The sequence below is a fragment of the Nannocystis bainbridge genome, from assembly GCF_028368995.1.
GTDB classification, from domain to species: Bacteria; Myxococcota_A; Polyangia; order Nannocystales; family Nannocystaceae; genus Nannocystis; species Nannocystis bainbridge.
Genome location: NZ_JAQNDL010000002.1, coordinates 1,214,363 through 1,238,048, shown reverse-complemented (window position 1 = coordinate 1,238,048; position 23,686 = coordinate 1,214,363). Strand labels below are relative to the sequence as shown.

General features: G+C 72.6%; 18 protein-coding genes and 1 other RNA gene. 9 read left to right on the top strand and 10 right to left on the bottom strand.

Annotation, left to right across the window (positions count from 1 at the left end):
- Positions 1 to 161 precede the first annotated feature (161 nt).
- From POL25_RS22515 to POL25_RS22490, 6 genes are all read right to left on the bottom strand, one after another.
- On the bottom strand, positions 162 to 545 hold the full coding sequence (locus POL25_RS22515; protein WP_272088195.1) for a YbjQ family protein: 384 nt from the start codon (positions 543 to 545) through the stop codon (positions 162 to 164).
- On the bottom strand, positions 542 to 937 hold the full coding sequence (locus POL25_RS22510; protein WP_272088194.1) for a hypothetical protein: 396 nt from the start codon (positions 935 to 937) through the stop codon (positions 542 to 544). The genes POL25_RS22515 and POL25_RS22510 overlap by 4 nt, the downstream gene beginning before the upstream one ends.
- 161 nt (positions 938 to 1,098) lie before the next feature.
- Positions 1,099 to 2,511, bottom strand: a complete 1,413-nt coding sequence (gene hflX / locus POL25_RS22505) for a GTPase HflX (RefSeq protein WP_272088193.1) — start codon at positions 2,509 to 2,511, stop codon at positions 1,099 to 1,101.
- A gap of 63 nt (positions 2,512 to 2,574) precedes the next feature.
- On the bottom strand, positions 2,575 to 2,829 hold the full coding sequence (locus POL25_RS22500; protein WP_272088192.1) for a hypothetical protein: 255 nt from the start codon (positions 2,827 to 2,829) through the stop codon (positions 2,575 to 2,577).
- 231 nt (positions 2,830 to 3,060) lie between these two features.
- Entirely contained in the window at positions 3,061 to 4,059 is a 999-nt protein-coding gene (locus tag POL25_RS22495; RefSeq protein WP_272088191.1) for a penicillin-insensitive murein endopeptidase, read from the bottom strand.
- Positions 4,060 to 4,198: 139 nt separating this feature from the next.
- Positions 4,199 to 4,675, bottom strand: coding sequence for a YbhB/YbcL family Raf kinase inhibitor-like protein (locus POL25_RS22490; protein ID WP_272088783.1), 477 nt, complete (start codon positions 4,673 to 4,675; stop codon positions 4,199 to 4,201).
- Positions 4,676 to 4,936: 261 nt separating this feature from the next.
- Between POL25_RS22490 and POL25_RS22485 the strand changes: the two genes are divergently transcribed.
- The gene (locus POL25_RS22485) at positions 4,937 to 6,934 is read left to right on the top strand and encodes a hypothetical protein (RefSeq protein ID WP_272088190.1); all 1,998 of its coding nucleotides are present in this window, start codon (positions 4,937 to 4,939) and stop codon (positions 6,932 to 6,934) included.
- Between the two features lie 21 nt (positions 6,935 to 6,955).
- Here the strand turns inward: POL25_RS22485 and POL25_RS22480 are convergent, their stop codons facing one another.
- Both POL25_RS22480 and POL25_RS44470 read right to left on the bottom strand, forming a co-directional pair.
- Positions 6,956 to 8,275, bottom strand: coding sequence for a hypothetical protein (locus POL25_RS22480; RefSeq protein ID WP_272088189.1), 1,320 nt, complete (start codon positions 8,273 to 8,275; stop codon positions 6,956 to 6,958).
- A 22-nt stretch (positions 8,276 to 8,297) separates the two neighbouring features.
- Positions 8,298 to 14,351 (bottom strand): tetratricopeptide repeat protein, encoded by a 6,054-nt coding sequence (locus POL25_RS44470; RefSeq protein WP_272088188.1) that lies wholly within the window; start codon positions 14,349 to 14,351, stop codon positions 8,298 to 8,300.
- Between the two features lie 309 nt (positions 14,352 to 14,660).
- Here POL25_RS44470 and POL25_RS22470 point away from each other — a divergent pair, with 309 nt between their 5' ends.
- From POL25_RS22470 to POL25_RS22435, 8 genes are all read left to right on the top strand, one after another.
- Complete coding sequence (locus POL25_RS22470; RefSeq protein ID WP_272088187.1) at positions 14,661 to 16,505, top strand: serine/threonine-protein kinase; 1,845 nt, start codon at positions 14,661 to 14,663, stop codon at positions 16,503 to 16,505.
- Positions 16,506 to 16,630: 125 nt separating this feature from the next.
- Complete coding sequence (locus POL25_RS22465; RefSeq protein ID WP_272088186.1) at positions 16,631 to 16,987, top strand: hypothetical protein; 357 nt, start codon at positions 16,631 to 16,633, stop codon at positions 16,985 to 16,987.
- A 284-nt stretch (positions 16,988 to 17,271) separates the two neighbouring features.
- Positions 17,272 to 17,994, top strand: coding sequence for a histidine phosphatase family protein (locus POL25_RS22460; RefSeq protein WP_272088185.1), 723 nt, complete (start codon positions 17,272 to 17,274; stop codon positions 17,992 to 17,994).
- A 206-nt stretch (positions 17,995 to 18,200) separates the two neighbouring features.
- Positions 18,201 to 19,406 (top strand): acyl-CoA dehydrogenase family protein, encoded by a 1,206-nt coding sequence (locus POL25_RS22455; protein ID WP_272088184.1) that lies wholly within the window; start codon positions 18,201 to 18,203, stop codon positions 19,404 to 19,406.
- Positions 19,407 to 19,503: 97 nt separating this feature from the next.
- Positions 19,504 to 20,571 carry a phosphotransferase family protein gene (locus tag POL25_RS22450; protein ID WP_272088183.1) on the top strand — a complete coding sequence of 356 codons (1,068 nt, stop codon included), beginning with the start codon at positions 19,504 to 19,506 and terminating at the stop codon, positions 20,569 to 20,571.
- A gap of 166 nt (positions 20,572 to 20,737) precedes the next feature.
- A complete protein-coding gene (locus POL25_RS22445) occupies positions 20,738 to 21,343 on the top strand; it encodes a hypothetical protein (RefSeq protein ID WP_272088182.1) in 606 nt (201 codons plus the stop codon).
- 65 nt (positions 21,344 to 21,408) lie between these two features.
- Positions 21,409 to 21,592, top strand: a non-coding RNA gene (gene ssrS, locus POL25_RS22440) — 6S RNA.
- Between the two features lie 120 nt (positions 21,593 to 21,712).
- Positions 21,713 to 22,231 (top strand): peptidylprolyl isomerase, encoded by a 519-nt coding sequence (locus tag POL25_RS22435; RefSeq protein WP_272088181.1) that lies wholly within the window; start codon positions 21,713 to 21,715, stop codon positions 22,229 to 22,231.
- A gap of 112 nt (positions 22,232 to 22,343) precedes the next feature.
- Here the strand turns inward: POL25_RS22435 and POL25_RS22430 are convergent, their stop codons facing one another.
- Positions 22,344 to 23,135 carry a lysophospholipid acyltransferase family protein gene (locus tag POL25_RS22430; RefSeq protein ID WP_272088180.1) on the bottom strand — a complete coding sequence of 264 codons (792 nt, stop codon included), beginning with the start codon at positions 23,133 to 23,135 and terminating at the stop codon, positions 22,344 to 22,346.
- A gap of 31 nt (positions 23,136 to 23,166) precedes the next feature.
- Positions 23,167 to 23,655 carry a TlpA family protein disulfide reductase gene (locus tag POL25_RS22425; protein WP_272088179.1) on the bottom strand — a complete coding sequence of 163 codons (489 nt, stop codon included), beginning with the start codon at positions 23,653 to 23,655 and terminating at the stop codon, positions 23,167 to 23,169.
- Between the last annotated feature and the right edge of the window lie 31 nt (positions 23,656 to 23,686).

The window sequence follows — 23,686 nt, the reverse complement described above, 5'->3', positions numbered from 1 at the left end:
AGCCATGTCTCTAAGCCCATGTCTATTAGACCATTCTCTTCACGCCATGGACTTTGGCTCATGTCGTATGAGCCATGTCCTTCACGACATGGCCCATAGTCCATGTCCGAAGCAACATGTCCGCATGGACATGTCCCTCGGACCCTGTCTACAAGGCCAGCTCACTCCACCGGCGCCAGGATCACCCCGGTCCCGTACGCCAGGATCTCGGCCGCCCCGGCCATCACCGTCGAGGTCGTCAGGCGCATGGCGATGATCGCGTTGGCCCCGAGGGCCAGCGCCTCCGCGCGCATGCGGTCGAGCGCCTGTTCGCGGCTCTGCGACAGCATCGCGGTGTACTGCGTCACCTCGCCGCCGACCAGGTTGCGCAGACCGGCGAGGAAGTCCTGGCCGACGTTGCGGGTGCGGACCGTGTTGCCGCGGACCAGCCCGAGCACCCGCACCACGCGGAACCCCGGCACCGACTCGGTGGTGGTCACGAGCATCTCGCCCGCCTTGCGGTGCGCGAGGTCGGCGGCGTGGAGGACGGCGGGGGTGCTGGTCATCGCTGAATGTCCTTGTAGGGGTCCTGACGGTGATTCACGCGGATCCACGAGTACGCGAGCACGGCCAGGCCGAAGGCCGCCAGCCCCGGCCCGAGCACCGGCGCGACGACCGAGGCGACGAGGCCGAGCGCGACCAGGACGCCGCCGAGCCCGCGCTCGAACATCACCCGCGGCGACCGCTCGGCGCGCGCGATCCGGTGGTCGGCCTCGACCCGCGCCAGCCATCCGCCGCCGAGCGCCGCCTGGCTGGTCCGCGCCGCGATGACAGCCCGCAGCTCCGGATCGCTCTGGGCGTACAGCTCGAGCTCCTCGGCCTCGGCCTCGCCGAGCTCGCCGCGCGTGAGCCGGTCGAGCAGCTCGGTCACCCGTCGCGCCTCGGGATCGTCGGCCATGGCGAGCGCGATGATATCAGGCCAGGACCACCGGGCCGAGCACGCGAGCGGCCGCTCGCCGGATCGCTACAGCGCAACACTCGCCCGGCGATCGGGCGCACCTCGACGCGGTGGCGCCGCTCCGGCGTCCCCGGGGCGGCGATCGGCCGCCTCGCCCCGGGCTACGTCTCCTCGCCCAGCGCCGCGCGCACGCGCTTGAGCGTCTCGGGCTCGATGCGCACGCGCACGCGCGTGCCGTCCTCCTCGTGGACCTCGGACAGCACCTGCGCCTCGCCGTGGAGCTGGCCGACCAGGGCGTGCTGCGGCCACGGGATCAGCAGTTCGGCCTCGATCAGCGACTGCCCGAAGAACGCCACGATCGTCGCGTGCAGGCGGGCCACGTCGCCCTTGTCGATGGCCGACATCTGGATCGCGTCGGGGAACTCGATCCGCAGCTCCTCGCGCTGGGCTTCGTCGAGGCGATCGACCTTGTTGAGGATCAGGCGCGAAGCGGCGTGGTTGGCCCCGATCTCGCCGATGACCTCGCGGGTGACCGCGTACTGGTCGCGGAAGGTCGGATCGGACGCGTCGACCAGGAACAGCAGCAGGCCGGCGTGGCGAGCCTCGTCGAGGGTCGAGCGGAACGAGGCGACCAGGTCGTGCGGCAGCTTCTTGATGAAGCCGACGGTGTCGGAGACCAGGATCCGCGGGTGCGCCTCGGGGTGGAGCGCGCGCACGGTGGTGTCGAGGGTGGCGAACAGCTGATCGGCGACCAGCACCTCGCTGCCCGTCAGCGCGCGCATCAGCGAGCTCTTGCCGGCGTTGGTGTAGCCGACCAGGGCGACCGTCGGCTGGCCCGCGCGGTGCTCGCGGCGGTGGTCCTGCTCGCGGTGGACCGCCTCGAGCTCGCGCCGGATCTCGGCCATGCGATCGCGGATCCGCCGGCGATCGAACTCGAGCTCGGTCTCACCCGCGCCGCGGCCGGCCTGGCGTTCGCTGCGGTTACCGGTCTCGCGCAGGCGCGGCGCGACATAGGCCAGGCGGGCCAGCTCGACCTGCAGCTTGGCCTCGCGGCTGCGTGCGTGGCGGTGGAAGATCTCGACGATCACGCCGGTGCGGTCGAGCACCTGCACCCCTGTCGCCTTCTCGAGGTTGCGCGCCTGGCTGGGTCCGAGCTCGTGGTCGACCGCGACCAGGCCCGGTCGCTTCTTGCTGTCCTCGGGGACATCTTTGCCGACGATCGGCACCTGGCCGTCGTCCTCCTCGAAGTCGTCGAACTCGACCTCGTCGTCCCCCTCGCTGCTGCCGTCCTCGCGGCGCTGGCGGGCCTTGTCCTTGCGCAGGGGCACGGCCGAGGGCACGTAGCCGCGGCCGCCGGTGAGCTCGGCCAGCTCGCGCAGCTTGCCCTCGCCGAGCACCACCGACTTGCTGAGCGCCTCGCGTCGCTGGGACAGCGTCGCGGTGACGTCGTAGCCGAGAGTGTCGACGAGGCGGGCCAGCTCGGCGAGGTCGGCGGCGTACTCCGTGTCGCCGACGCCGGGCAGCTGAACGCCGACGAGGATCGCGGTGGGCCGGTTTGCGGGTCGTTCGGACATCGGGGGCGACAGACTGAGGCCGAGGACCGCCGGCGGCAAGCCCGGCCCGACGCGGGTCGGTCGTCAGCGCGGCGGACCGGGCGGCGGCTCGGCGGTCTCGATGAGCACGGCCTGGACCATCAACAGCGCGCCGACCGCCTGCTCGATGCCCCCGTGAGCGCCGAGGGCCTCGCCGAACGCCTGCAGATCGTCCGTGGTCACCAGCGCGAGCTTGTCCGCGCGGGCGAGGAACGCCTGCAGCAGCGTCCGCGCGCGGCCGGGTCCCAGGACCCGCCCGACCTTCTCGAGCGCGAGCGCGTGCACGTCGACGCCAGTCATCCAGACCTCAAGATGACCGCGGTGCACGGCTCGCGCGACCGGCGCGACGCGACCCGCGTGCGCTCCGTCTCACCGCTTCGTCGGGCCGCGATCGGGAGCTGCCGAGCCGGAGACGCACGACAGAAGCCGCCGCTGTCGCCCCCCGCGGCGAGCCGCGCTCGCCTTCCGCATCACCGCTTCACCGGAGCGACACGCGTGGCGCGTCACTCCTCTGTTCGCGGTCGCACTCGCTCACTCGCGGAAGCGGACGTGGAAGTGATTCCGGTGCCCGCGCCAGTGACGGATGACGCCGGCCGAAGCACCCTCGCCGCGCGGGTACTGGAACACCTCGTTGAGGCGGCGCGCGCTGATCCCCGCGGTCACGGCGTGCTCGTAGAACAGCTTCTGCAGGCCGTAGTCCATGAACACGTAGTGGACCTGATCGGTGGCCAGCACCGCCTCGATCAGCGCCCAGGAGCGCGCGACGTCGAGGTTGTCGCGGTTCGCCACCACGAACCGCGTCACGTCGGCGTCGCCGCCCTTGAGCACGTAGCCGACGTCGACGTCGCGCCCGTGACGGTGCGAGAGGTGCGGGGGGAACACGCCGCCGCCGTGCAGGCTGATGTCACCGACGTGGACCTTCGGCCCGCCGCGACCGCCGCGCGTGTAAGCGCGGATCGTCTCCTGCAGCAGCCGCACCGTCCGCGGCGTGCCCCACGCATGGTCCTCGTTCTTGACCACGTAACCTGGCCCCGGGGGCAGCTTGACGCCCTGCGCCAGCACGCCGGCGAAGTCCTCGTCGGCGAACAGATCGGGGTAGTAGACGTCGGTCGCTCGCAGCTCGACCGTACCTGTCCCCATGGCCAGGCGCTCTCGCTGGCCGGCGCGGGCCAGGATCACCGCGCCGCGCTCGACCGCCGCGATCGTGGTGCCGTCCCACACCAGGTCGCCGACGCGGAACACCCGGATCACGCCGCTCGGATCGTCGCGGATGGTCGCCTGGCTGCTCGCGGGGTCGGCCGCCGCGGTGGTGGCGAGCAGCGTCAGCGGCAGCTCGGTCTCCTCGATGCTGTCCTCGGGGACATGTCCGTTCGCACAGCCCTCGCAGGCGACCGGGGCCGGGCCCGGCTCCACCGCCGCCTCGAGGTTCGTCGGCGCCGCCTCGAGCGCGACCTCCGGCTCGGCCGTCGCGTCGCCGCAGCCCAGTAGCAGGCCGAGGCAGACGGGCAGCAGCGCGAGGCGAGGCGTCACACCGACCTCGAGGCAAGATCCGCACCAGCCGCGATTCGCCGATCTCCGCGTCTCCCCTCGCCTCGCCCCACCGGTGCGCGTGACAGTTTGTCAGCGGCCCGCCGCCCGCCGCGACAGCCCGACACGCGCGCAGACCCGCTCACTCGGCCTCGCGCTTTTGGTACGTGCCCATTCGCTCGGCCCTGGCCAGCACGTGCCCGGCCATCGCCTGCTCGAGCGCCCCGCGGGTGGGTGCTCGCAGCGACGGCAGCGTCGTGTCGAGCGCGTAGAGCGTGTGGAAGTAGCGATGGCGACCGACCGGCGGACACGGCCCGCCGTAGCCGACGCGCCCAAAATCGTTGGTGCCCTCGCGCGCCCCCGCGGGCAGCCGATCGGCCGTCACGCCTGCCGGCAGCGCGCCGTCGGTCGGCGGCAGGTCGACGAGGATCCAGTGGGTGAAGGTCGTCTGCGGCGCGGCCGGGTCGGGCGCGTCGGGGTCGGTCACGATCAGCGCCAGGCTCCGGGCCGCCGCCGGCACGCCCGACCAGCGCAGCGGTGGCGAGATGTCGCGGCCCTCGCAGGTGTACTCGCTCGGGATCGACGCGCCCGCGGCGAACGCCTCCGACTCGAGGGTCATCCCGTTGGCCGGCGTCGGATCGCCGCCGCCGGGCTCGGGTTTGGGCTGGCAGGCCAGCAGGCCGCAGGAGAGGACGAGCGCGCGTCGGGCCATGACGGCGTCAACGTAGCGGAGCCGCGCCCGTGCGCAAGCTCAGCCGATCACATGTCCCCAAGGACATGTCCGTTCGGCCCTGTCGAATCGCCCGCGCCCGCCGAGCCCTCGCCTGTTCTCACGCGCGCGCGGCCCGGGCGCGGGCGGGCTCGGCTACGATGCGCCGTGATGATATCTCGCCCGCTTCTCCTCACGCTTGCCGTATTCCCGCTGGCCTGCGGCGACTCGACCGCCGCGGCCACCGACACCGACACCTCCTCGAGCTCCTCGTCTTCGACCACGACGAGCGACCCGCCGCCGACCTCCACGACCACCGAGAGCGCGACGTGGAGCACCGACGGTCCGACCACCACCGGCACGCCGACCACCACCGACGCCGTCACTTCGACGACGACCACCACGACGACCACGGACCCGACGGCGACGACCGTCGATCCGTCGACGACGACGACCACCACCTCCACATCCACGACGACGACGACGACCGGCGACACCGACACCGACGGGCCGCCGCCGCCCGACGTGGTGCCCGATCTCGTGTGTCCCGGAGATCCCGACGGTCACTGCGATCCGGTGCCCGACGCCGTGCTGCTGGCGGGCGCGTCGGTGCTGTCGATCGTGCCGGGCTGCTTCGAGGCGTGGACCGACCTCGACGCCGACGCCGAGTACGAGCCGCCGGGCGAGGTGTTCCGCGACTGCGGCTGCGATCGCCTGTGCCCCGGCGATCCCGGCTACGTCGCCGCCGACGACGGCGAGGACGACGGCGAGTTCCAGGCCAGCTGGCTGGCCGGCTTCCACAACGGCCGCCCGGCGACCGGCGTGCGCGGCGAGGGCCTCGGCCTCGTCGGCGAGGGCGACGGCCTGTGGGCCCGCGCGCTCGTGCTCGAGCAGGGCAACACCAAGCTGGCGATCGTCACCCTCGACCTCGTCGGCTTCTTCAACAACGAGACCATGGCGATCCGCGACACGCTGGCGCAGATGGGCCTCGAGGTCGACTACGTCCTGCTGCACGCGCTGCACAACCACGAGGGCCCCGACACCATGGGCCTGTGGGGCCCGGAGCAGCTCGTCAGCGGCTACGACCCGGCCTACCGCACGCAGGTGCGCCAGGCGATCGTCGACGCCATCGTCGCCGCCGACGAGGCCAAGGTCGAGGTCACGCAGATGGTCGTCGGCGAGGTCGACACCTCGACGTACCACGCCAACGGCGTCGGCAACGTCATCAACGACAGCCGCGATCCGTTCGTCGTCGACGAGATGATCGGCGCGGTCCAGCTGGTCGACGCCGAGGCCAACACGATCGCCAGCCTCGTCAGCTTCGGCAACCACCCGGAGGCGCTGTCCGACGAGAACACGCTGATGACCAGCGACTTCGCCCACGGCCTGCGGCGCACGCTCGAGCAGGGCAGCCAGTGGCTGCAGGCGCCCGGCAAGCCCGGCGTCGGCGGCCCGTGCCTGTTCCTCAACGCGGCCGTCGGCGGCCTGATGACGCCGCTCGGCATGGCCGTGAAGACGCCCGACGGCGAGACCTACCAGTCGGCCTCGTTCGAGAAGGCCGACGCGATCGGTCAGCTGCTCGGCGAGATGGCCCTCGACGCGCTCGCCAACGGCGACACCATCGCCGCGCCGCAGCTCGATCTGCAGGCGCACCTGTTCAAGCTCAGGGTCGACAACCTCAACTTCCAGGCCATGTTCCAGCTCGGCATCTTCGACCGCGAGACGTTCATGGAGATGGACGGCCTCTACATCAGCACCGAGGCGGCGCTCATCAACCTCGGACCGGCGCAGTTCCTCACCGTGCCGGGCGAGCTGTTCCCCGAGCTGGCGATCGGCGGCTACGACGGCAGCCACATCCACGCGCCGACCAAGCCGCTCGTCGACCCCAACAACACCAACCCGCCCAACCTGCTCGAGGCGCCCGACGGGCCGTACCTCAAGGACAAGATGCACGGGACCTACCGCTTCATCGTCGGCATGGGCAACGACGAGCTCGGCTACATCTTGCCCGAGTACGACTTCGTGCTCGGCGATCCGCCGTGGGTCAGCGAGGCCGAGGGCGACCACTACGAGGAGACCAACTCGATCGGCGTCGAGACCTTCAGCAAGCTCGACGCCGCCGCGGACGTCCTGCTCGCGTGGTCGAAGTGGGTCCACGGCGCGCCGTGAACCCGCGCCGCGGCGGGCGCCCTATTCCATGATGGGCGTCCGCTCGCACTCGTAGGTCACGTCGATCGTCGGCCCGTGATCGATGATCTCGAAGTCGGTGGCCTTGAGGTCGGCGAGCGACTGCGGATCGACGCCGACGTCGGCCCAGGTCGCGCAGCCGTACACGTCGCTCTGCGCGGTCAGGGCGATGTTGCCGCCGTCCGACATGTACATGCCGTACTTCTGCATCGCCCTGGCGACCACCTGCGCGCCGGGGCTGAGGTTGTCGAGCGGGTAGTCGGCGCGCAGGCGCATGTGGCCGCCGTACGGGATCGAATTCATCGGCCCGGTGGTGTTGGTGCCGTGGGTCGCGGGCGCGACGTACTTCTTGGCCCGGATCATCGAGTTGGGCAGGATGAACCGGATCGCGTGGTTGATCTCGCCGGCGGCGACCTCCTCGGCCGAGAACAGCAGCGGCGCGATCGGGAAGCCGGCCGCGTCGGCGCTGGTGCACTGCTGGCCGCGGCCGTCGAGGTCGTAGGTCTTCGAGGTGTCCCACAGCGCGAGGCAGCCGGCGGTGAACTGGTCCGACTGCGCGTCGACGGTCGCGTGGTAAATCTCGTAGAGCCGCTGCTCGCTGCGCGACACCACGATCATGTGGCAGTCGGCGCCGTCCTGGTAGCCGCTGCAGTCGTAGCCCTCGAAGCTGTCGGGCGGCGGGATGTCCTGCGGGTAGTCCTCGACCACGCCGCCGGGTGGCAGCGGGATCGGGGCGACGTCGCAGTCGGGCGAGTAGTAGAAGTCGTTGTCGAGCTCGTAGGTGCGCTTCTCGGTCCCGGCCGGGGCGTCGATGGCGGTGATGCTGAAGTCGATCCGCATCGTCCCGGTGCCCCACCCGTTCGGCGGCGAGTTCTGCACCATCCACTGCGTGATCGCGTTCGAGTCGGACGCGACCGGATCGTTCGAGGCGTCGTGGTACCAGATCGCGTCGGCCGGGAAGAACAGGCCCTCGGCCTGCGACGCGCACAGGGTGCTGTCGTCGCCCGCGCCGGTGGTCGTGTCGGGCCCGGTCGTGTCGGTGCCGGTGCCCGGGTCGGTGGTCGGCCCCGCCGTGGTGTCCGTCGTCGGGTCGGTCGTCGTCGGCCCGCTCGTCGTCGGTCCGACCGTCGTCGGCCCCGCGGTGGTCGGCCCGTCGGTGGTCGGCCCGGCGGTCGAACCTGTCTCGGAAGACATGGTCGTCGGGCCAGCCCCGGTGCCATCCGTCGTGGCGGCGGTCGCCTCGCCCTCCGACGTGCTACCCCCGCCTCCACCGCACGCGACGGCCAGGACGGCCGCCGCGATCCACGTTCCGCGATATGTCATGTCCAACCTCCGGCCGGGGATGTTACCCCGACAGGAGGCCGGTGCGACGGCGCAGATCGATCGCCCCCTCGCTGCACCAGAAGCGCAGGAGGTCGGCAATGACCTCGGAGTTGAACACGAGCTCCTCGCCCTCGAGGTACAGCAGCGCCTGGTCCTCCTGTCGCAGCAAGGCCGCACACGACGGCAGGTCGGCGGCGATGAGCGCCGCGGCGCGCAGCGACGTCGTCTTGAGGTCGGCGTACCACGCATGGAAGTCGACCGGCGCCGACTGAGCGTATTCGGCCGAGACGTCCTGCAGCACCTGCCGCTCGCGCCGCCCGAGCACCTTGACGATGCGCCGCTGGAGGTCGTCGAGCGCGCTCGGATCGGCGAGGTTCGAGCCGTAGTTGGGCGCGGCGGTGCGGGCCGCGGCGGCGAGGATCAGCATCAACTCGGAGGCCTTGAAGCGGGTCACAGCCTGCAGCCCGCGCTGCACGTAGGCGAGCGCCCGCGCGATGACGAACGCCTGCTGCGGCTCGGACAGCCGCAGCACCGTGGCCGGCACGAGCACCACCGGCAGCGCGCCGAACTCGAGGCTGACCGTGGTGCCGGCGCCGCGATAGACGTAGAGGTCGTAGTCCGGCAGGCCGAACAGCCCCGCGATCTTGTCGACGAACGCGCGCAGCGGGTTGCCCGAGCGCGCCGTGATCTTCTCCTTCACGTTGACGCTGAAGCGAGTGAGGTCTCCGAGGTACAGCTTGCTGAGGCTGAGGCTGATCGCGTTGATGAGCTTCTCGGCGACCGCGCCCTGCTGGCTGCGGTCGAGGTGGGTCCGCAGCACCTCGGGCGCGAACGAGTTCGGGGCCGCCGACGCCGGCTTGGGGGTCATGCGGCTCAGCGCCCGCATGTCCGACTCGCTCGCGGCTCCGAGCACGCACAGCGGCCCGAGCCCGAGCGCGGCCTCGGCCATCTTGCCGCGGTCGACGTAGCACTGCACGAGCCCGCGCCACGGATCGGGCGACGCGGGGTAGAACCCTGCGGCCTGGCGGAACACGGCGCCGGCTTGATCGGCCAGGCCCTGGGCCCGCAGGCGCTCGCCGAGCGCGAGCCGCAGCGAGAGGTTCTGCTTGACCTCGGCGATGCCGAACTCGAGCGTGGCGATCGCCTTGTCCGAGCGCTGCATCGCCTCGCCCTGCACGCGCGCCAGCTCGAGGTAAGCGCGCCCGAGCTTGGCGTCGTCGCCGGCGACCTGCTGCAGGTGCCGCATCAGCGCCTGCTCGTACAGCTCCCAGTCGTCGGCGGACTGGACCTGCTTGGCGTACTCGCCGGCCGCGACGCCGTCGGGGCCCTCGAGCGCGACCGCGCTGAGCAGCGCCTCGAGGCCCTGCATGCGGCGACCCTGGTGCAGCTCGATGTGCGCGAGGTGGACGATCGCGGCCACGCGGTCGTCGATGGTCGTCGAGGCCCGCAGCAGCCGCCGCGCCGTCTCGGCCGCGGCCGCGCCGTCGCCCATGCGGGCGTAGACGTCGGTGAGGGCCAGCAGCGCCCCGCGGTCGTCGGGCCGCACCTGCAGCGCCGCTTCGAGGCACTGACGCGCGCGCGGCAGGTCGCCGATGTGATCGGCGAGCAGCCCGGCGAGGTTGCGGTTGGCGGTGAACAGCGCGTCGGGTTGGCTGGCGACCTGCAGGATCTCGCCGTAGATCTCGGCCGCGTCGCCCCACTGGGCGTTGCGGTTGTAGAGGTCGGCCAGGAACAGCAACATCGGCGCGTGCCGTGGCCTGTCCCGAAGGACACGTCGCAACACGCTGATGCCGCCCGCCAGGTTGCCGAGCTCGTCGGCGTACAGCTCGGCGATCCGCAGCCACAACGCCGCCGACCGCTCGGCCCCGCGGGCCGCCGCCGCCGCCTGCGACAGCTTCTCGAGCAGGCGCGTGCCCTGCTCGAGCATGAGCAGGATCTTGTAGAGCATGTCGGCGGCCTCGGCGTGATCGGGGTAGCGCTCGAGCGCGAGCTCGAGGTCCCGCGTCGCGGCCTCCGGATCGTCGAGCCGCTGCAGCCGGATCTTGGCCGTCTCGACCAGCAGGCCCGCCGCCGTCTCGCCGCTGCGCTCGGCCGCGGCCAGGCGCGCCTTGGCGGCCGCCAGCGCCCGCGGGTCGTCGATCAGCGTCGACACGCGCACGAGCCCGAGGATCGCCCCGAGGCTCTCTGGATCGCCGGTGAGCGCCATCTCGTAGCTCTTGGCCGCGGCTTGCAGCGAGCCGGCGCGCTCGAGCGTCTCGCCGAGGCGCGTGTAGTAGGCGCCGAGCAGCGTCGGGTCCTCGCCCTCCATGCCGACGATCTGGGCGTCGATGCGGGCCAGCGTCTGATCGTCGCGCCCCGCGAGCGCCAGCCGCTCGAGCCCCGCGAGCGCGACCGGATCGGTGGGCGCGCGCTGCAGCACCGCCCCGTAGGTGTTGCGGATGGTGTCGATGTCGGCGCCGACCGGGCCCTCGTAGAGGCGGGCCAGCTCGCGCAGCGCCGCCACCTTGGCGCCCTCGTCGCCGACGTGCTTCGACAGCCGCACCTGCAGGTCGGCCAGCGACTTCCACATGCCCTGCTGGCGGTACAGCGCGTCGAGGGCCAGCATCGCCGCGAGGTTGCCCTGCTCGCGCTCGAGCACCCGCTCGTAGGCGGCGATGGCCCGCTCCGGCTGGCCGAGCTGCTCGGCGAACACCTCGCCGGCGCGCAGCAGCGCCGCGGTCGCCAGCGATCCGTCCTTGGCCGTGGCTGCCTCTTGGGCCAGGTCCTCGACCACCCCGGGCCATGCCTCGAGCGCCGCGCGCACGCGGGCCAGGCCGTCGAGCGCCGGTCGATAGTCGCCGAGAGCCTGCAGCGCCGCCTGGTAGGCGACCACCGCCCGCGGCGCGTCGGTCAGGTGCTCCTCGTACACGCGGCCGACCCGGTACGCCACCTGCGCCCGGGCCCGCGGCTCCGACAGCCCGCGCAGCTCGACCTCGAGCACGTCGACCAACTCCTGCCAGCTCTTGCCGCGCTCGAGCAGCCGCTGCAGCGCGTGCAGCGACGGCCCGTGCTTGGCGTCGATCTCGATCGCGTTGCGGTAGCAGCCGATCGCCCGCCGCGTGTCGGCCAGCCGGCTCTCGCACAGCCCGCCCATGGTGTGCAGCAGCGCCACCGCGGCCTTGCCCGGCGGCGTGATCGCCAGCTCGCGCTCGTAGGTGTGCAGCAGCTCGTCCCAGCGACCTGTCCGATGGTACAGGCGACCGATGCTCGCCAGCGCCGGCGCGTACTTCGGGTCGACCTCGAGCACGCGGCGCAGGCGGACCAGCGCGCCGTCGCGGTCGTCGAGCTTCTCGTCGAGCACCTCGCCGGCGCGGTGGAGCAGCTGGACGATGCGCGGCTTGTCGAGCGTCTTGCTCGCCTCGAGCTCGATCGCCTCGACCAGCTCCTTGTAGCGCCCGGCCAGCTCGCAGGCCCGCTGCAGCGCGTGGATCGCCCCGATGTGGTCGGGGTCGATCTTGAGGATCCGGCGGTACGTGTGCGCGGCCTGGACCGGCTCGTTGAGGTAGTCGACGTAGAGGTCGGCGATGCGGGTGAGGTACGCGATCCGGCGATCGTCCTCCTCGGCCGAGTCGATGCCGCGCTCGAGCAGCTCGATGAGCTCGTGGTGGCGGCCCGAGGCGGCGAACAGCCGCAGCAGCGCCTTGAACGCCGTCGCCAGGCCCGGGTGCAGCGTCAGCGCGCGCGAGTGGTACTCCATCGCCCGCTCCGGATCCTCGAGCTGGACCTCGTGGATCTCCGCCATCTTGGTGTACGCCGCGGCCGCCCGCGTGCCGTCGTTGACCGCCTCGGCCTCGGCCTGCAGCATGTGCAGCAGCCGGTCCCACTGCTTCTTGCGCGTCAGCAGCTTCGACAGCGCGCGCAGGCTCGGGCGGTAAGCCGGCTCGATCTCCAGCGCCGCCTCGTACCACTCCATCGCCTCGTCCTCGTTGTGCAGGCGGTGCTCGACGATGTCGCCGATCTGGTAGAGGACGCTGATCTTCTCCGACGGCAGCTCGAGCAGCTCGACCAGCGCCTGCAGCGTGTGCGTCATCGCGTCGTAGCGCTCCGCGGCCTCGTACAGGCGGATCAGCTCCTCGAGCACCAGGCGGTAGCGCGGGCTCTCGGCGACCGAGCGCTCGAGCGCGGCGATCGCCTTGTCGCGGCTGCCGAGCCGCTCCGAGTGCAGGCGGGCGATCCGGTAGTAGGACATCGCCCGCACGTCGGGATCGCCCAGCTGCTGGGCCTCGCGCTCGAGCACGCTGATGAGCTCGCGCCAGCGGTGCTGCCCGTGGTGCAGGCGCTTGAGCGCCGCGAACGCGCCCGACGCCGCCGGATCGAGGTCGAGCGCCGTCTCGAGCAGCTCCACCGAGCTGCCGACGCTCTTGAGCCGCACCTCGGCCAGGTGGGCCCGGCGGGCCACCAGCGCCGAGCGCAGGCGCGGGTCCTTCTCGACCGCGCTGGCCAGCTGCGCGGTCGTCCGCTCGAGCTGGTCCCACGCGCCGGCCTTGGCGTCGAGCTGCTCGAGCGCCCGCAGGTAGGCGACGTTGCTCGGGTCGAGGTCGCGGGCCTGGGCGAACGTCGCCCGCGCCTCGCCGTCGTTGGCCAGCCCGTCGAGCAGCACCGTCGCCTTGGCGGCCAGCAGCGCCGCCTTGCGCTTCTGCTCCGACGTCAGCCGGATCTCGGTGTCGAACAGCGGCAGCGCGCGCGACCAGTTCTTCTGCGCCAGCAGCGAGCGCCGCGCCCCGCGGACCACCGGCAAAAACTCGGGCGCCAGCCCGTGCGCGCGCAGGTAGTAGGTCCCGGCCTGGACCACGTCGCCGAGCGGGTACTCGTAGAGCCGGCCGATCTCGTACGACAGCCGGGCCGCGCGGAACAGGTCGGGCTGGGTCGCCAGCTCGGCCTCCCACGCCTCGATCTGGGCCTGGGCCGCGCGCAGGAACGGGTTCTCGGCCGCCATCGCCGGGCTCGAGATGGTCCGCGTCACCGGCCCCGAGGGCCCGCGAGCGCCGGTCGCCGGCACCCCCGAGGGGCCCGACATCGGCGTGGTCCGCGAGCGCGGCGGCTCGCCGGGCGCGAGCGGAGCTGGCCCCGAGGACCTGTCCCCAAGGACCTGTCCTGGAGCACCTGGCACAGGGGACCTGTCCGAAGGAGCCTGTCCTCTGGGACCGGGAGGCGGCGCGCCGCGGGCCAGCAGGCGGGTGCGCAGCGCCTCGGGCATCGGCGCCGCCGGACCGGGCCGCGGCGTGGTGTCGGGGTTGGAGAGCCGCGTCGCCGACTCGGAGGCGCGCGGGACCTCGGCCCTCGCCGCCTGCACCACCGCCGGATCGATCTCGCCGTCGCGGGCGGTCACCGCCAGCACGTCGATGCTCGGCGCGGCCGCCGGCACGTCGCTCTCGAGATCGACCTCGAGATCGTCGGCGACCGTCTTGCGGGTGCCGGACTCGTCAGGCCTGCGACCGGGCGGGACCACCAGCGGCGACCCCGGCGCGGCCGGTTGCGGCTGCGACGGCGCCTTGGCCGTCGGCCCGCTGCCGATCAGCGTCGTATTGCCGAGCGCCGGCGTGGGCCGCGAGACCCCACGCATCGGCATGGAGCCGAGGCTCTTGCCGAGCCCGCCGGCCCCGAACGTCGGCGGCGCCGGCTTGCCGGACTCGGCCGCCGGCTTGGGCTCGCTGAGCTTGGCAAACGGCCGCGACGGCTCCGGCCTGGTGGGCGCCGGCGCCGGCTTGCTCGGCTCCGGCTTGTCGGCCTTGATCTCGGGCGCTCGCGGCGCCGGCGGCACCGGCCGCGAGGGGGGCCGCGCCGGTTCGTCCGCTTGCAGCTCGATCTCCTCGTCGATGTCGACCTCCATCGGCGGCATCGTCGGCATCGGCGGGATGGCCCCCGGACGGGCAGCCACGCCCAGCCCGGTCGCTCGCTCGTCGACGATGATGGCGTCGAAGAGATCCGCGGGATCGCGGGGAATCTCGTCGTCCCGCAGCGGCCCGCCGGGGAGAGTGATAGGAGGCCGACCCGGAGTGCTCGCGGGCTTTCCACCCTTGTCGTCTTGCTGCGCCACGGTGCCCGCGAGTATGCCCGATCCGGGGCCCGATCGACCTGTAGCCCGGCCGCATGCGACCGGAAATCCGCCGCAGTTGCGCCGATTCGGGCATTTCGCGCGAACACCGCAGACCGCTCGCCCGGCTCGCCGCCGCGATCTCGCGACCGGCGCCGTAGCGACCGCACATCGGCGCCGCGACCCCGCTCGTTCGCCGCCGCCGATCGTCGCCGCCGCCGCCTCGAGATCGATCTGGCCCAAAGGTCAGCCGCCAAAAAGCAAATTTGTTGCGCTCGCTCGCCCGCTGGTCACTATGCTTGCGACGGACCCATGGCGAGCACCGACGACAGACCGCGCGCCGACGGCCTGATGGCCCCGGGGCCAGGTTCACTCCTGGCCGGTCGTTATCGCCTCGTCACCCGGCTCGGCCGTGACGCGCTCGGCGAGCTCGTGCGCGCCGAGGATCTCGAGCTCGCGCGCACGGTCGCGGTGAGGTTCGTGACCCCCGAGCTGAGCGGCGGCGACGAGCTGCTGGCGCGGCTCGACCTCCGGCGCACCCGCAACCTCCGGCTCCCGCGCGGCGACTCGCCGCTGCTCGCCGACCTGGTCGATCTCCTCGATCTCGGCCACGACGCCTGCGATCGGCTGTACCTCGTCACCGACGTGTTCCCCGACGCCAGCCTGGCCGACGAGCTGGCGCGGCAGGGTCCGCCGCGGTGGCAGCGGCTGCGCTCGTTGATGGTGCGCGCCTGCCAGATCGTGCACCTGTCCCACGAGCACGGGGTGATCCGCCAGGATCTCTCGACCAGCAGCCTCTACCCGGTGCGCGACAAGAACGACCCGGGCACGCTCAAGGTCGTCAGCCCGGGCCTGCTGGTCGCCAGCGGCGGCCGCGTGTGGTCGTGCGCCGAGCCCGGCGCCGCGCTGCAGCTGGCCCGCTACGCCGCGCCCGAGCAGATCAGCACCGGCGTCATCGATCGCCGCACCGACGTCTACGCGCTCGGCGTCATCCTCTACGAGTGCCTCACCGGGCGGGTCCCGTTCGTCGACGCGCGGCCGGCCCACGTGCTCGCGGCGCACCTCATCACCCCGCCTCCGCCGTTCTCCGCGGCCGTGCGGCGCCGGATCCCCGCCGAGCTCGAGGCCATCGTCCTGCGCGCGCTCGCCAAATCGCCCGACGATCGCTGGCCCACCGTGATGGCGCTCGCCAACGCGATGGCGGCGATCGAAGTGGGTCGGCTGCAATTCAGCGGCACGCTCGACAGCGACGCCGACGACTTCACCGAGCACCTCGAGCCGCGGGCTTCGGCCATCAGCATGCGGGTCGACCGGGCCCGCCTGTCGGGCCGCGCCGGCCTCGTGCCGGCCTCCGACGCCGCCAGCACCGGCGAGCACCCCTGGCGCGACGTGCTCGAGGCCGGCGACTCGACCGCCGGCGCCGCCAGCAGCAGCGCCTCGCTGTCGCGCGACGCCTCGCTCCACGACAGCGCGCCCACCCTGCCCTACGGCCGCGCCAGCGACTCCGCCGCTCGCTGGGTCGCGCCGCCGTCCGAGCCCCCCGCGCGCGGCTTGTGGCCGCGTCGCCTGGTCCCGCTGCTGGTCGCGGCCGGGCTGGCCCTCGTCACCGCCGGCATCGTCAGCGGCTCGCTGCGGCCTGCGCCGCTGCGGACCGCGATCGGCGGCTCGCTCGACGGCGCCGTCGCGCTGTCGACCCGGCGCGCCGCGGCGTATTCCCCGTCCGACGCCGCGACGAGCCGCATGGGTCCTCCCGTCCCCAGCTCGCCCCTGGAGTCCACCGACGACCCCGAGGGCCCCTGCACCGACCCGCAGCCCGACGACTGCTCGGGCGCCGACGAGCACCCCACAGACCGGCTCCCGGCCAGCGAGGGCCCGGACGCAGCGACGAGTGTCGCTCCACCTGCAGCAGACCTCCCCGCCTCGCCCCCGGAGCACGCCCTCGCCCCGGTCGCCCCATCGACGCCCACGCCGCCCCGGTCCTCCCCGCCCGTCCCAGGCGCCGAGGCCCCCGCACCGCTCGACGGCGGATGGCCCGCGGCGCGCCCGAAGCCGGCCTCCTTGCCGCGCAAGGCGACCCCTGGCGCGCGCTTGCCCGGCGATGGCGCCCTCGACTCGCCGGACCCGGCCGCCGCTCCGCGGCCCCCTGCAGGGCCGTGACGCGCGTGTGACTTTAAGGCCCGCAGCCTCGCCGGGACCGCGCATCGGCCCGCACCGGGCGACCTGGCGGCCGACCGCGCCGGAGGGTTTGCCACCGCCTCCGCCATCGCCTATCCATGATGTCCATGGGTTCCTACGAACATGACGACGACGATCGCCCCAGCGTCGCCTCTCGCTTCGCCAAGGGTTCGCTGCTCGTGCTCGGCGGCCTGTTCGCCCTGATGATCGCCGCCCGCATGGTGTTCGGCCTGTTCTTCGCCGTCCTGGGCAACGTCCTGTTCGTCGGCGCCCTCGCCGGCGCCGGCTACATCGGCTACCGCCTGGTCGCCGGCAGCGGCGAGCGCAAGGCCGTCACCGGCGGCCGCAGCGCCCGCGCCCTCGGCCCCGGCCGCAAGCGCAGCGGCGGCGACGACTTCGAGCGCAAGATGCGAGAGCTCGAGGCGATCGAGCGCCAGCTCGACGCCGAGATCTCGAAGCGCTGAGCCGCGCCGGCACCGAGGACAGGCTCCGCAAGGACCTGTCCTTTCGCGCATGCCGTTTTGAACATGTCCGTTCGCCCATGTCCCGAAGGACATGCCCTTTCGGACCGATCCCCGTACGCGACCCGCCCGCCGTTCGACGCGTCGCAGCGACACACACATGCCCCGAAGGACATGTCCCTTCGTACCGGCGAGCGTCGTCGGCCGCGCCCGCTCGTGCCCCCGCACACGCGAGGCTGGCGCCGCTCGGATTGATCCGGCCCACCGCCGCGGGCACGATCGCCGGCGTGAGCCGACTGCTGATCATCCGCCACGGCCAGGCGTCGCTCGGCGCCGCCGACTACGACGTGCTCTCCCCGCTCGGCGAGCAGCAGGCCAGCGCCCTCGGTCGCTACCTCGCGGGCATGATCGATCCGCCGCAGGCGATCTACGCCGGCCCGCGCAAGCGTCAGCGCGACACCGCCGCGCTGCTGGTCGCCGGCGCGCAGCAGGCCGGCGCCGAGTTCCCCGCGCCGAGCGAGCTGCTCGAGTTCGACGAGTACCCCGCGATCGCGCTGATGAAGGACGCCATGCCCGCGCTGTGCGAGGCCGACCCCGAGCTCGCCGCCCTCGCCACCGCCTGGATGGGCGCCGAGCGCGGCAGCCCCGGTCACCAGCGGGCCTTCGAGCTGGTGTTCCAGGCCGCCATGCGCCGCTGGCACGAGGGTCGCGTCGAGCACCCCGCGGTCGAGCCGTTCGCCGCGTTCCAGGGCCGCGTCGCCCGCGGCCTCGAGCGGGTCATGCAGCAGCACCCGCGCCGCAGCACCGTGCTCGTCGTCAGCTCGGCCGGGCCGGTCGGCGTCGTCACGGCGCTGGCGCTCGGGCTCGACACCTGGGCTGGCCTCAAGACCAGCTTCATCGTCCACAACGCCTCGCTGACCGAGCTCGCCTACCGCCCCGGCGAGATGCAGCTGCGGGTCTTCAACGCCCTCCCGCACATCCACGAGCGCGCCCACGTGACCCTGCGCTGAACGCCGGCTGTCGGCATCCCCGCTGGGCCGCTCGGTCGCACCTTCCGGCCGCGCCACGAGTACCAGGCGAGCGCCCAGCCTGCTCCCCGGCAGAACGCCGCCCGCTGCCGCCTGATACGGCTCGCCCGCCACGACTCGCCGCGGCTCGCCACGCCTCGCGGCCCCGATGGCCCCTGAAGCATCTCCTGCGGTAGCCTCGCGGCACCATGGACTTCGCGATCCCGCCCGCGACCGCGGCCCTGCTCGACCGAGCCCGCGCCTTCATGCGCACCCACGTCCTCCCGGTCGAGCCGACCGTGCTCGCACGCGGCGTCGCCGACTGCGACGACATCGTCGCCGGCCTGCGCGCCGCGGCCCGCGCCGAGGGCCTGTGGCTGCCGCAGATGGCCAAAGAGGAGGGTGGCCTCGGCCTCTCGCTCCTCGATCACGGCCTCCTCAGCGAGGTCCTCGGCGGCAGCCCGCTCGGTCACCTCGCCTGCAACTGCCAGGCGCCCGACGCCGGCAACATGGAGATCCTCCACCGCTACGCCAGCCCGGCCCAGCGCGAGCGCTGGTTGGAGCCGCTCCTGCGCGGCGACATCCGCAGCTGCTTCGCCATGACCGAGCCCGACACCGCCGGCTCCAACCCCACCTTGCTGCGCTGCGCCGCCCGCCTCGACGGCGACGACTACGTGCTCGACGGCCGCAAGTGGTTCACCACCGGCGCCGACGGGGCCGCCTTCGCCGTCGTCATGGCCGTCACCGATCCCGCTGCCGAGGCCCATCGGCGCGCCAGCATGCTGATCGTCCCGACCGACACCCCCGGGTTTCGCCGCGTCCGCAACGTCCCGATCTTCGGCCACGCCGGCGCCGGCTGGGACTCGCACGCCGAGCTCGAGTTCACCGCCTGTCGTGTCCCGAGGGACAGCTTGCTCGGCCCGGCGCACGGCGGCTTCGTCATCGCCCAGGAGCGCCTCGGCCCCGGGCGGATCCACCACTGCATGCGCTGGCTCGGCATCTGCGAGCGCGCCCTCGGCCTGATGGCCGCGCGGGCCGTCGCCCGCGAGCTCGCCCCGGGCGAGCACCTCGGCGACAAGCAGATCGTCCAGGCCTGGCTGGCCGAGTGCCGCGCCCGCATCGACGCCGCCCGCCTGCTGGTCCTGCGCACCGCCTGGCTCATCGACCAGCACGGCTTCGCCGCCGCCCGCGACGACATCTCGCTGATCAAGTTCCACGTCGCCGAGGTCCTGTCCGAGGTCCTCGACCGCGCGATCCAGGTCCACGGCGCGCTCGGCCTCACCGACGACACCGTGCTCGCCTTCTTCTACACCCGCGAGCGCGGCGCGCGGATCTACGACGGTCCCGACGAGGTCCACAAGGTCGCCGCCGCCCGCCGGATCCTCGCCCGCCACCGCCCCGGCCGCGCCGGCTGACCGTTCGGACCTGTCCGTTCGGACCTGTCCGTTCGGACCTGCTCCTTCATACCTGTCCGATTCGACATTCCCTTTTCGACATGTCCCGGAGGACATCATGACTGCGATCGACACCGCGCGCCCTGTCCGCCCCGGCGAGGAGCTCGACCTCGAGCGGCTCGCGCCCTACCTGCGCCAGGCCCTCGGGGCGCCCGAAGCCGCCGAGGTCGCCGTCCAGCAGTTCCCCGGCGGCCACTCCAACCTCACCTACCTCGTCACCGTCGGCCCCGACGCGTACGTCCTGCGCCGGCCGCCGTTCGGCACTCAGGTCAAGACGGCGCACGACATGGAGCGCGAGCACACCCTGCTCTCGCGGCTCGCGCCCGTGTGCGAGCGGGCCCCGCGGCCGATCCACCTGTGCCTCGACGAATCGATCCTCGGCGCCAAGTTCTACCTGATGGAGCGGCGCCAGGGCGTCGTCGTCCGCCGCGCCCCGCCGCGCGGCCTCGAGTTCACGCCTGCGCTGGCCCGCGGCCTCGCCACCGCCGCCGCCGACGCCCTCGCCGACCTGCACGCCATCGACATCGAGGCCACCGGCCTGGTCCAGCTCGGCCACCCCGACGGCTACGTGCGGCGCCAGGTCGAGGGCTGGACGAAGCGCTACCTCGCTGCAAAGACCGACGACATCCCGGCGGTCGAGGCCGTCGCAACCTGGCTCTCGGGACATCTCCCGACCTCGGGCCCGGCTACCCTCCTTCACAACGACTTCAAGTACGACAACCTCGTGCTCGCCCCCGACGACCTCACGCGGATCACCGCGATCCTCGACTGGGAGATGGCCACCGTCGGCGACCCGCTCATGGACCTCGGCACCGCCCTCTGCTACTGGGTTCAGGCCGACGACCCGATAGAGCTGCAGGCGTTCGCGTTCGGGCCGACCCACGCGCCGGGCAGCCTCACCCGCGCCGAGTTCGCCGAGCACTACGCGCGCCGCACCGGCCGCAGCCTCGACGCGATCGCGTTTTACTACGCCTTCGGCCTGTTCAAGACCGCCGTGGTCGCCCAGCAGATCTACCTCCGCTTCGCCCGCGGCCACACGCAGGACCCGCGGTTCGCCATCATGATCGAGGCCGTGCGCGTGCTCGCCTCGCAGGCCCTGCGCGCGAGCGAAACGAAGCACCTGTGACTCCCGCGAGGGGTCGCTCGCGCAGCGGCGCCGCGTCGTGGTCGCCCTGCACGACGCTCCCGTCTCGCTCGCCCCCGCACGATCGACGTTCGACCCGCGCTCACGCCAGGGCGCGAGCGAGGCGACGCACTGTAACTCCCGCCGCGTCGCCCCGTTGACGCCGCGCATGGCCGAACCCAGCGCGCGCCTCAGCCTCGTCCTTACCCTCTTCGCCTGCGCGTGCGGTGCCGCCGAGGAGCCCGGCGACAGCGACGGCACGACCTCGGAGGTTTCGACGAGCTCGACCGTGACGACCACGAGCGCGACCGGAGACGATCCGTCCGCGACCGCCCCCGACGCGAGCACTGCGAGCACGACCGGCGACACCGAGGTCGCGCCGCCCACCGACTCGGCCGAAGCGCTCGAGGCCTGGCTCGCCGGCGGCGCCTACCGCAGCTGGCCGTCCGAATCGCAGATCCACGCGTCCTCGGGCCCGCACGGCGGCAACGTGCGGACCTTCGTCAACCCCGCGCTCGCCGACTCGCTCGCCGCGGACACCGAGCACCTCGCGGGCGCCGCCTCCGTCAAGGAGTTGTATGGCAGCGGCACCGACGCGATCGTCGGTTACGCCGTGATGGTCAAGCTCGCCCCCGACAGCGCGGAGGGCGACGGCTGGTACTGGTACGAGCGCCTCGACGCCACCGTGTATGCGGACGACACCGGCGTCAAGCTGTGCACCGGCTGCCACGCAGGTGGGTCCGATTACGTCCTCACCCCGTGGCCGTTGCAGTGAGGTGATCCAGATGATGTCGGGCGTCGCGCACGTCGCCACGTCGACGGAGTGGTGCTACAGTGAAGACGCGAGCGGGACGCTCGGCATGAGGCCCAAAGTTCTACCTACTCCGTTCAGCCAGGGGTCCGTCTCTGGTCGCTGGTGCGCAGGCTCGTCCGACGAGAAGCCCGACGCGGCTAACGCAGATCCCACCTACTAGATGTAGGGGTTGAACTTCGGCCAAATCATGTCGGGCGACCCGCTCGCGTTTTTTTCTCGCCCGACGCGGGCGTGACCTCCGAAGGGAACGCCGGGCTCGCCGGTTCACGCGGTTCTGCGGCGCCCTGCCCGCCGGCGCCCGTGCCGGGTTGTGGTAAAGTCCGCGGCCTCATGGCAAACCCGCGCGTCTTTTTCGACATTTCCATCGGCGGTGCTCCCGCCGGCCGCATCGTGTTCGAGCTTTTCGCTGACGTCGTGCCGAAGACCGCGGAGAACTTCCGCGCGCTGAGCACCGGCGAGAAGGGCGTCGGCCGCTCCGGCAAGCCGCTCCACTTCAAGGGCTCGAGCTTCCACCGCATCATCCCCGGCTTCATGTGCCAGGGCGGCGACTTCACCCGCGGCAACGGCACCGGCGGCGAGTCGATCTACGGCGAGAAGTTCGCCGACGAGAACTTCAACCTGAAGCACCAGGGCAAGTACCTGCTGTCGATGGCGAACGCCGGCCCCGGCACCAACGGCTCGCAGTTCTTCATCACCACCGCCGAGACCCCCTGGCTCGACGGCAAGCACGTGGTGTTCGGCAAGCTCGTGTCCGGCGCCGAGGTCGTGGACGCGATGGAGAAGGTCGGCTCGCGCAACGGCGCGACCAGCAAGACCGTCACCATCGAGGACTCCGGCCAGGAGTCCTGAGCCGGCGCGGGCCCCTGAGCCCGCCTGCCCTTTCGGACATGTCCCGCGACCGGGTGCGCCTGGTCCGCGGGACATGTCGTTTCGTGCGCAGCCCTGGGCGAGCGCCTGTCTCTCAGGACAGGTCCCTACCCGCCTCGCCGTCGACCGCGGCGACCGGCACGCCGCGCCTCGCCGCCAGCGCCGCCAGCATGCGCGCCCGCACCTCCAGGCGCAGCTCGGCCGCTCCGGCACCCGACTCGAGCTCGGCCAGCGCGACCGGCGGCAGCACCTCGACGGTGATCGGCAGCCCCGCCCGCTCGAGGCCGATCCGCCACGACGACTTCGGCAGCGCGGCGCTGGTGCCGTCGAGCACGACCGGCACCACCGGCACACCCGCCTCGACCGCCAGCGAGAACGCCCCGTGCTTGAACCCGTGGATCCGTCCGTCGCGCGAGCGCGTGCCTTCGGGAAACATGAACACCGACGAGCCGGCGTCGAGGTTGTCGCGGCAGGTCCGCAGCGTCGCCGCGATGCTGCCGGCGTCGCCGCGGCGCAGCGCGATGTAGCGATTCAGCGCCATGTTCCAGCCGATGAACGGGACCCGGAACACGCTCGCCTTGGCGACCCACTTGAAGTGGCGGAACAGGGTCAGCAGCACCAGCGTGTCGGCGTGCGACTGGTGGTTCGAGCACAGCACGTACACCCCGCCGGCAGCGATGTGCTCGCGGCCGAGGACGCGGACGTCCCAGCCGGGCATCAGCAGCGCGTAGTGCCCGCCCCACACGCAAGTGTAGCGGTGGAGCAGCGCGCGCCGGCGATCGAACGGCGCAGTGACGGCCGTGATCACCAGCGCGCCGAGGAACCACAGCGGCTGACTGAGGATGAAGTAGAGCCCGAACAGCAGGGCGCCCGCGATCCGCAGCACCCCACGACGATACGGGCTCCGCGGCGCGCCCTCAAGGCGACTTCACCAGCGGACCGAGCCGGGCCATGATGTGCTCGACGGCCCGCGGCCCCTTGATGCCGCCCTCGATCTGCTTGCCGCTCGCGCGCCCCTCCGCGTCCGGCAGGGCGAACAGCGGGAGGAAGCGCGACTTGTAGCCGGCCGCCTCCAGCCGCGCGCGGTCGCGGTCGATGTCGAACTCGAAGAAGCGCACGCCCATCAGCTGCGCGTCGAGCTGACCCGACTGCACCGCGTCGTGAAAGGCCCGGCACGGCTCGCACCAGTCCGCGCCGACCGTGACCACCAGCGTCCCGCCCTCGCGCGCCGCCTCTTCACGCACCACCGTCGCCACGTCGCCGGCCTCGGGCGCGGCGATCAGGCGCGGCTTGGCCGGCTCGACCCTGGCCGGCGGCGCGGGCGTGGGCGGGCTCGCCGGCTCCGCGCACGCGAACGTGCCGGCGAGCGCGAGCGAGAGCGGAGCGAAGCGACTGCGGAGCGACACGGGCCCAGCATGCCAGACCGCCCGCGCCGCG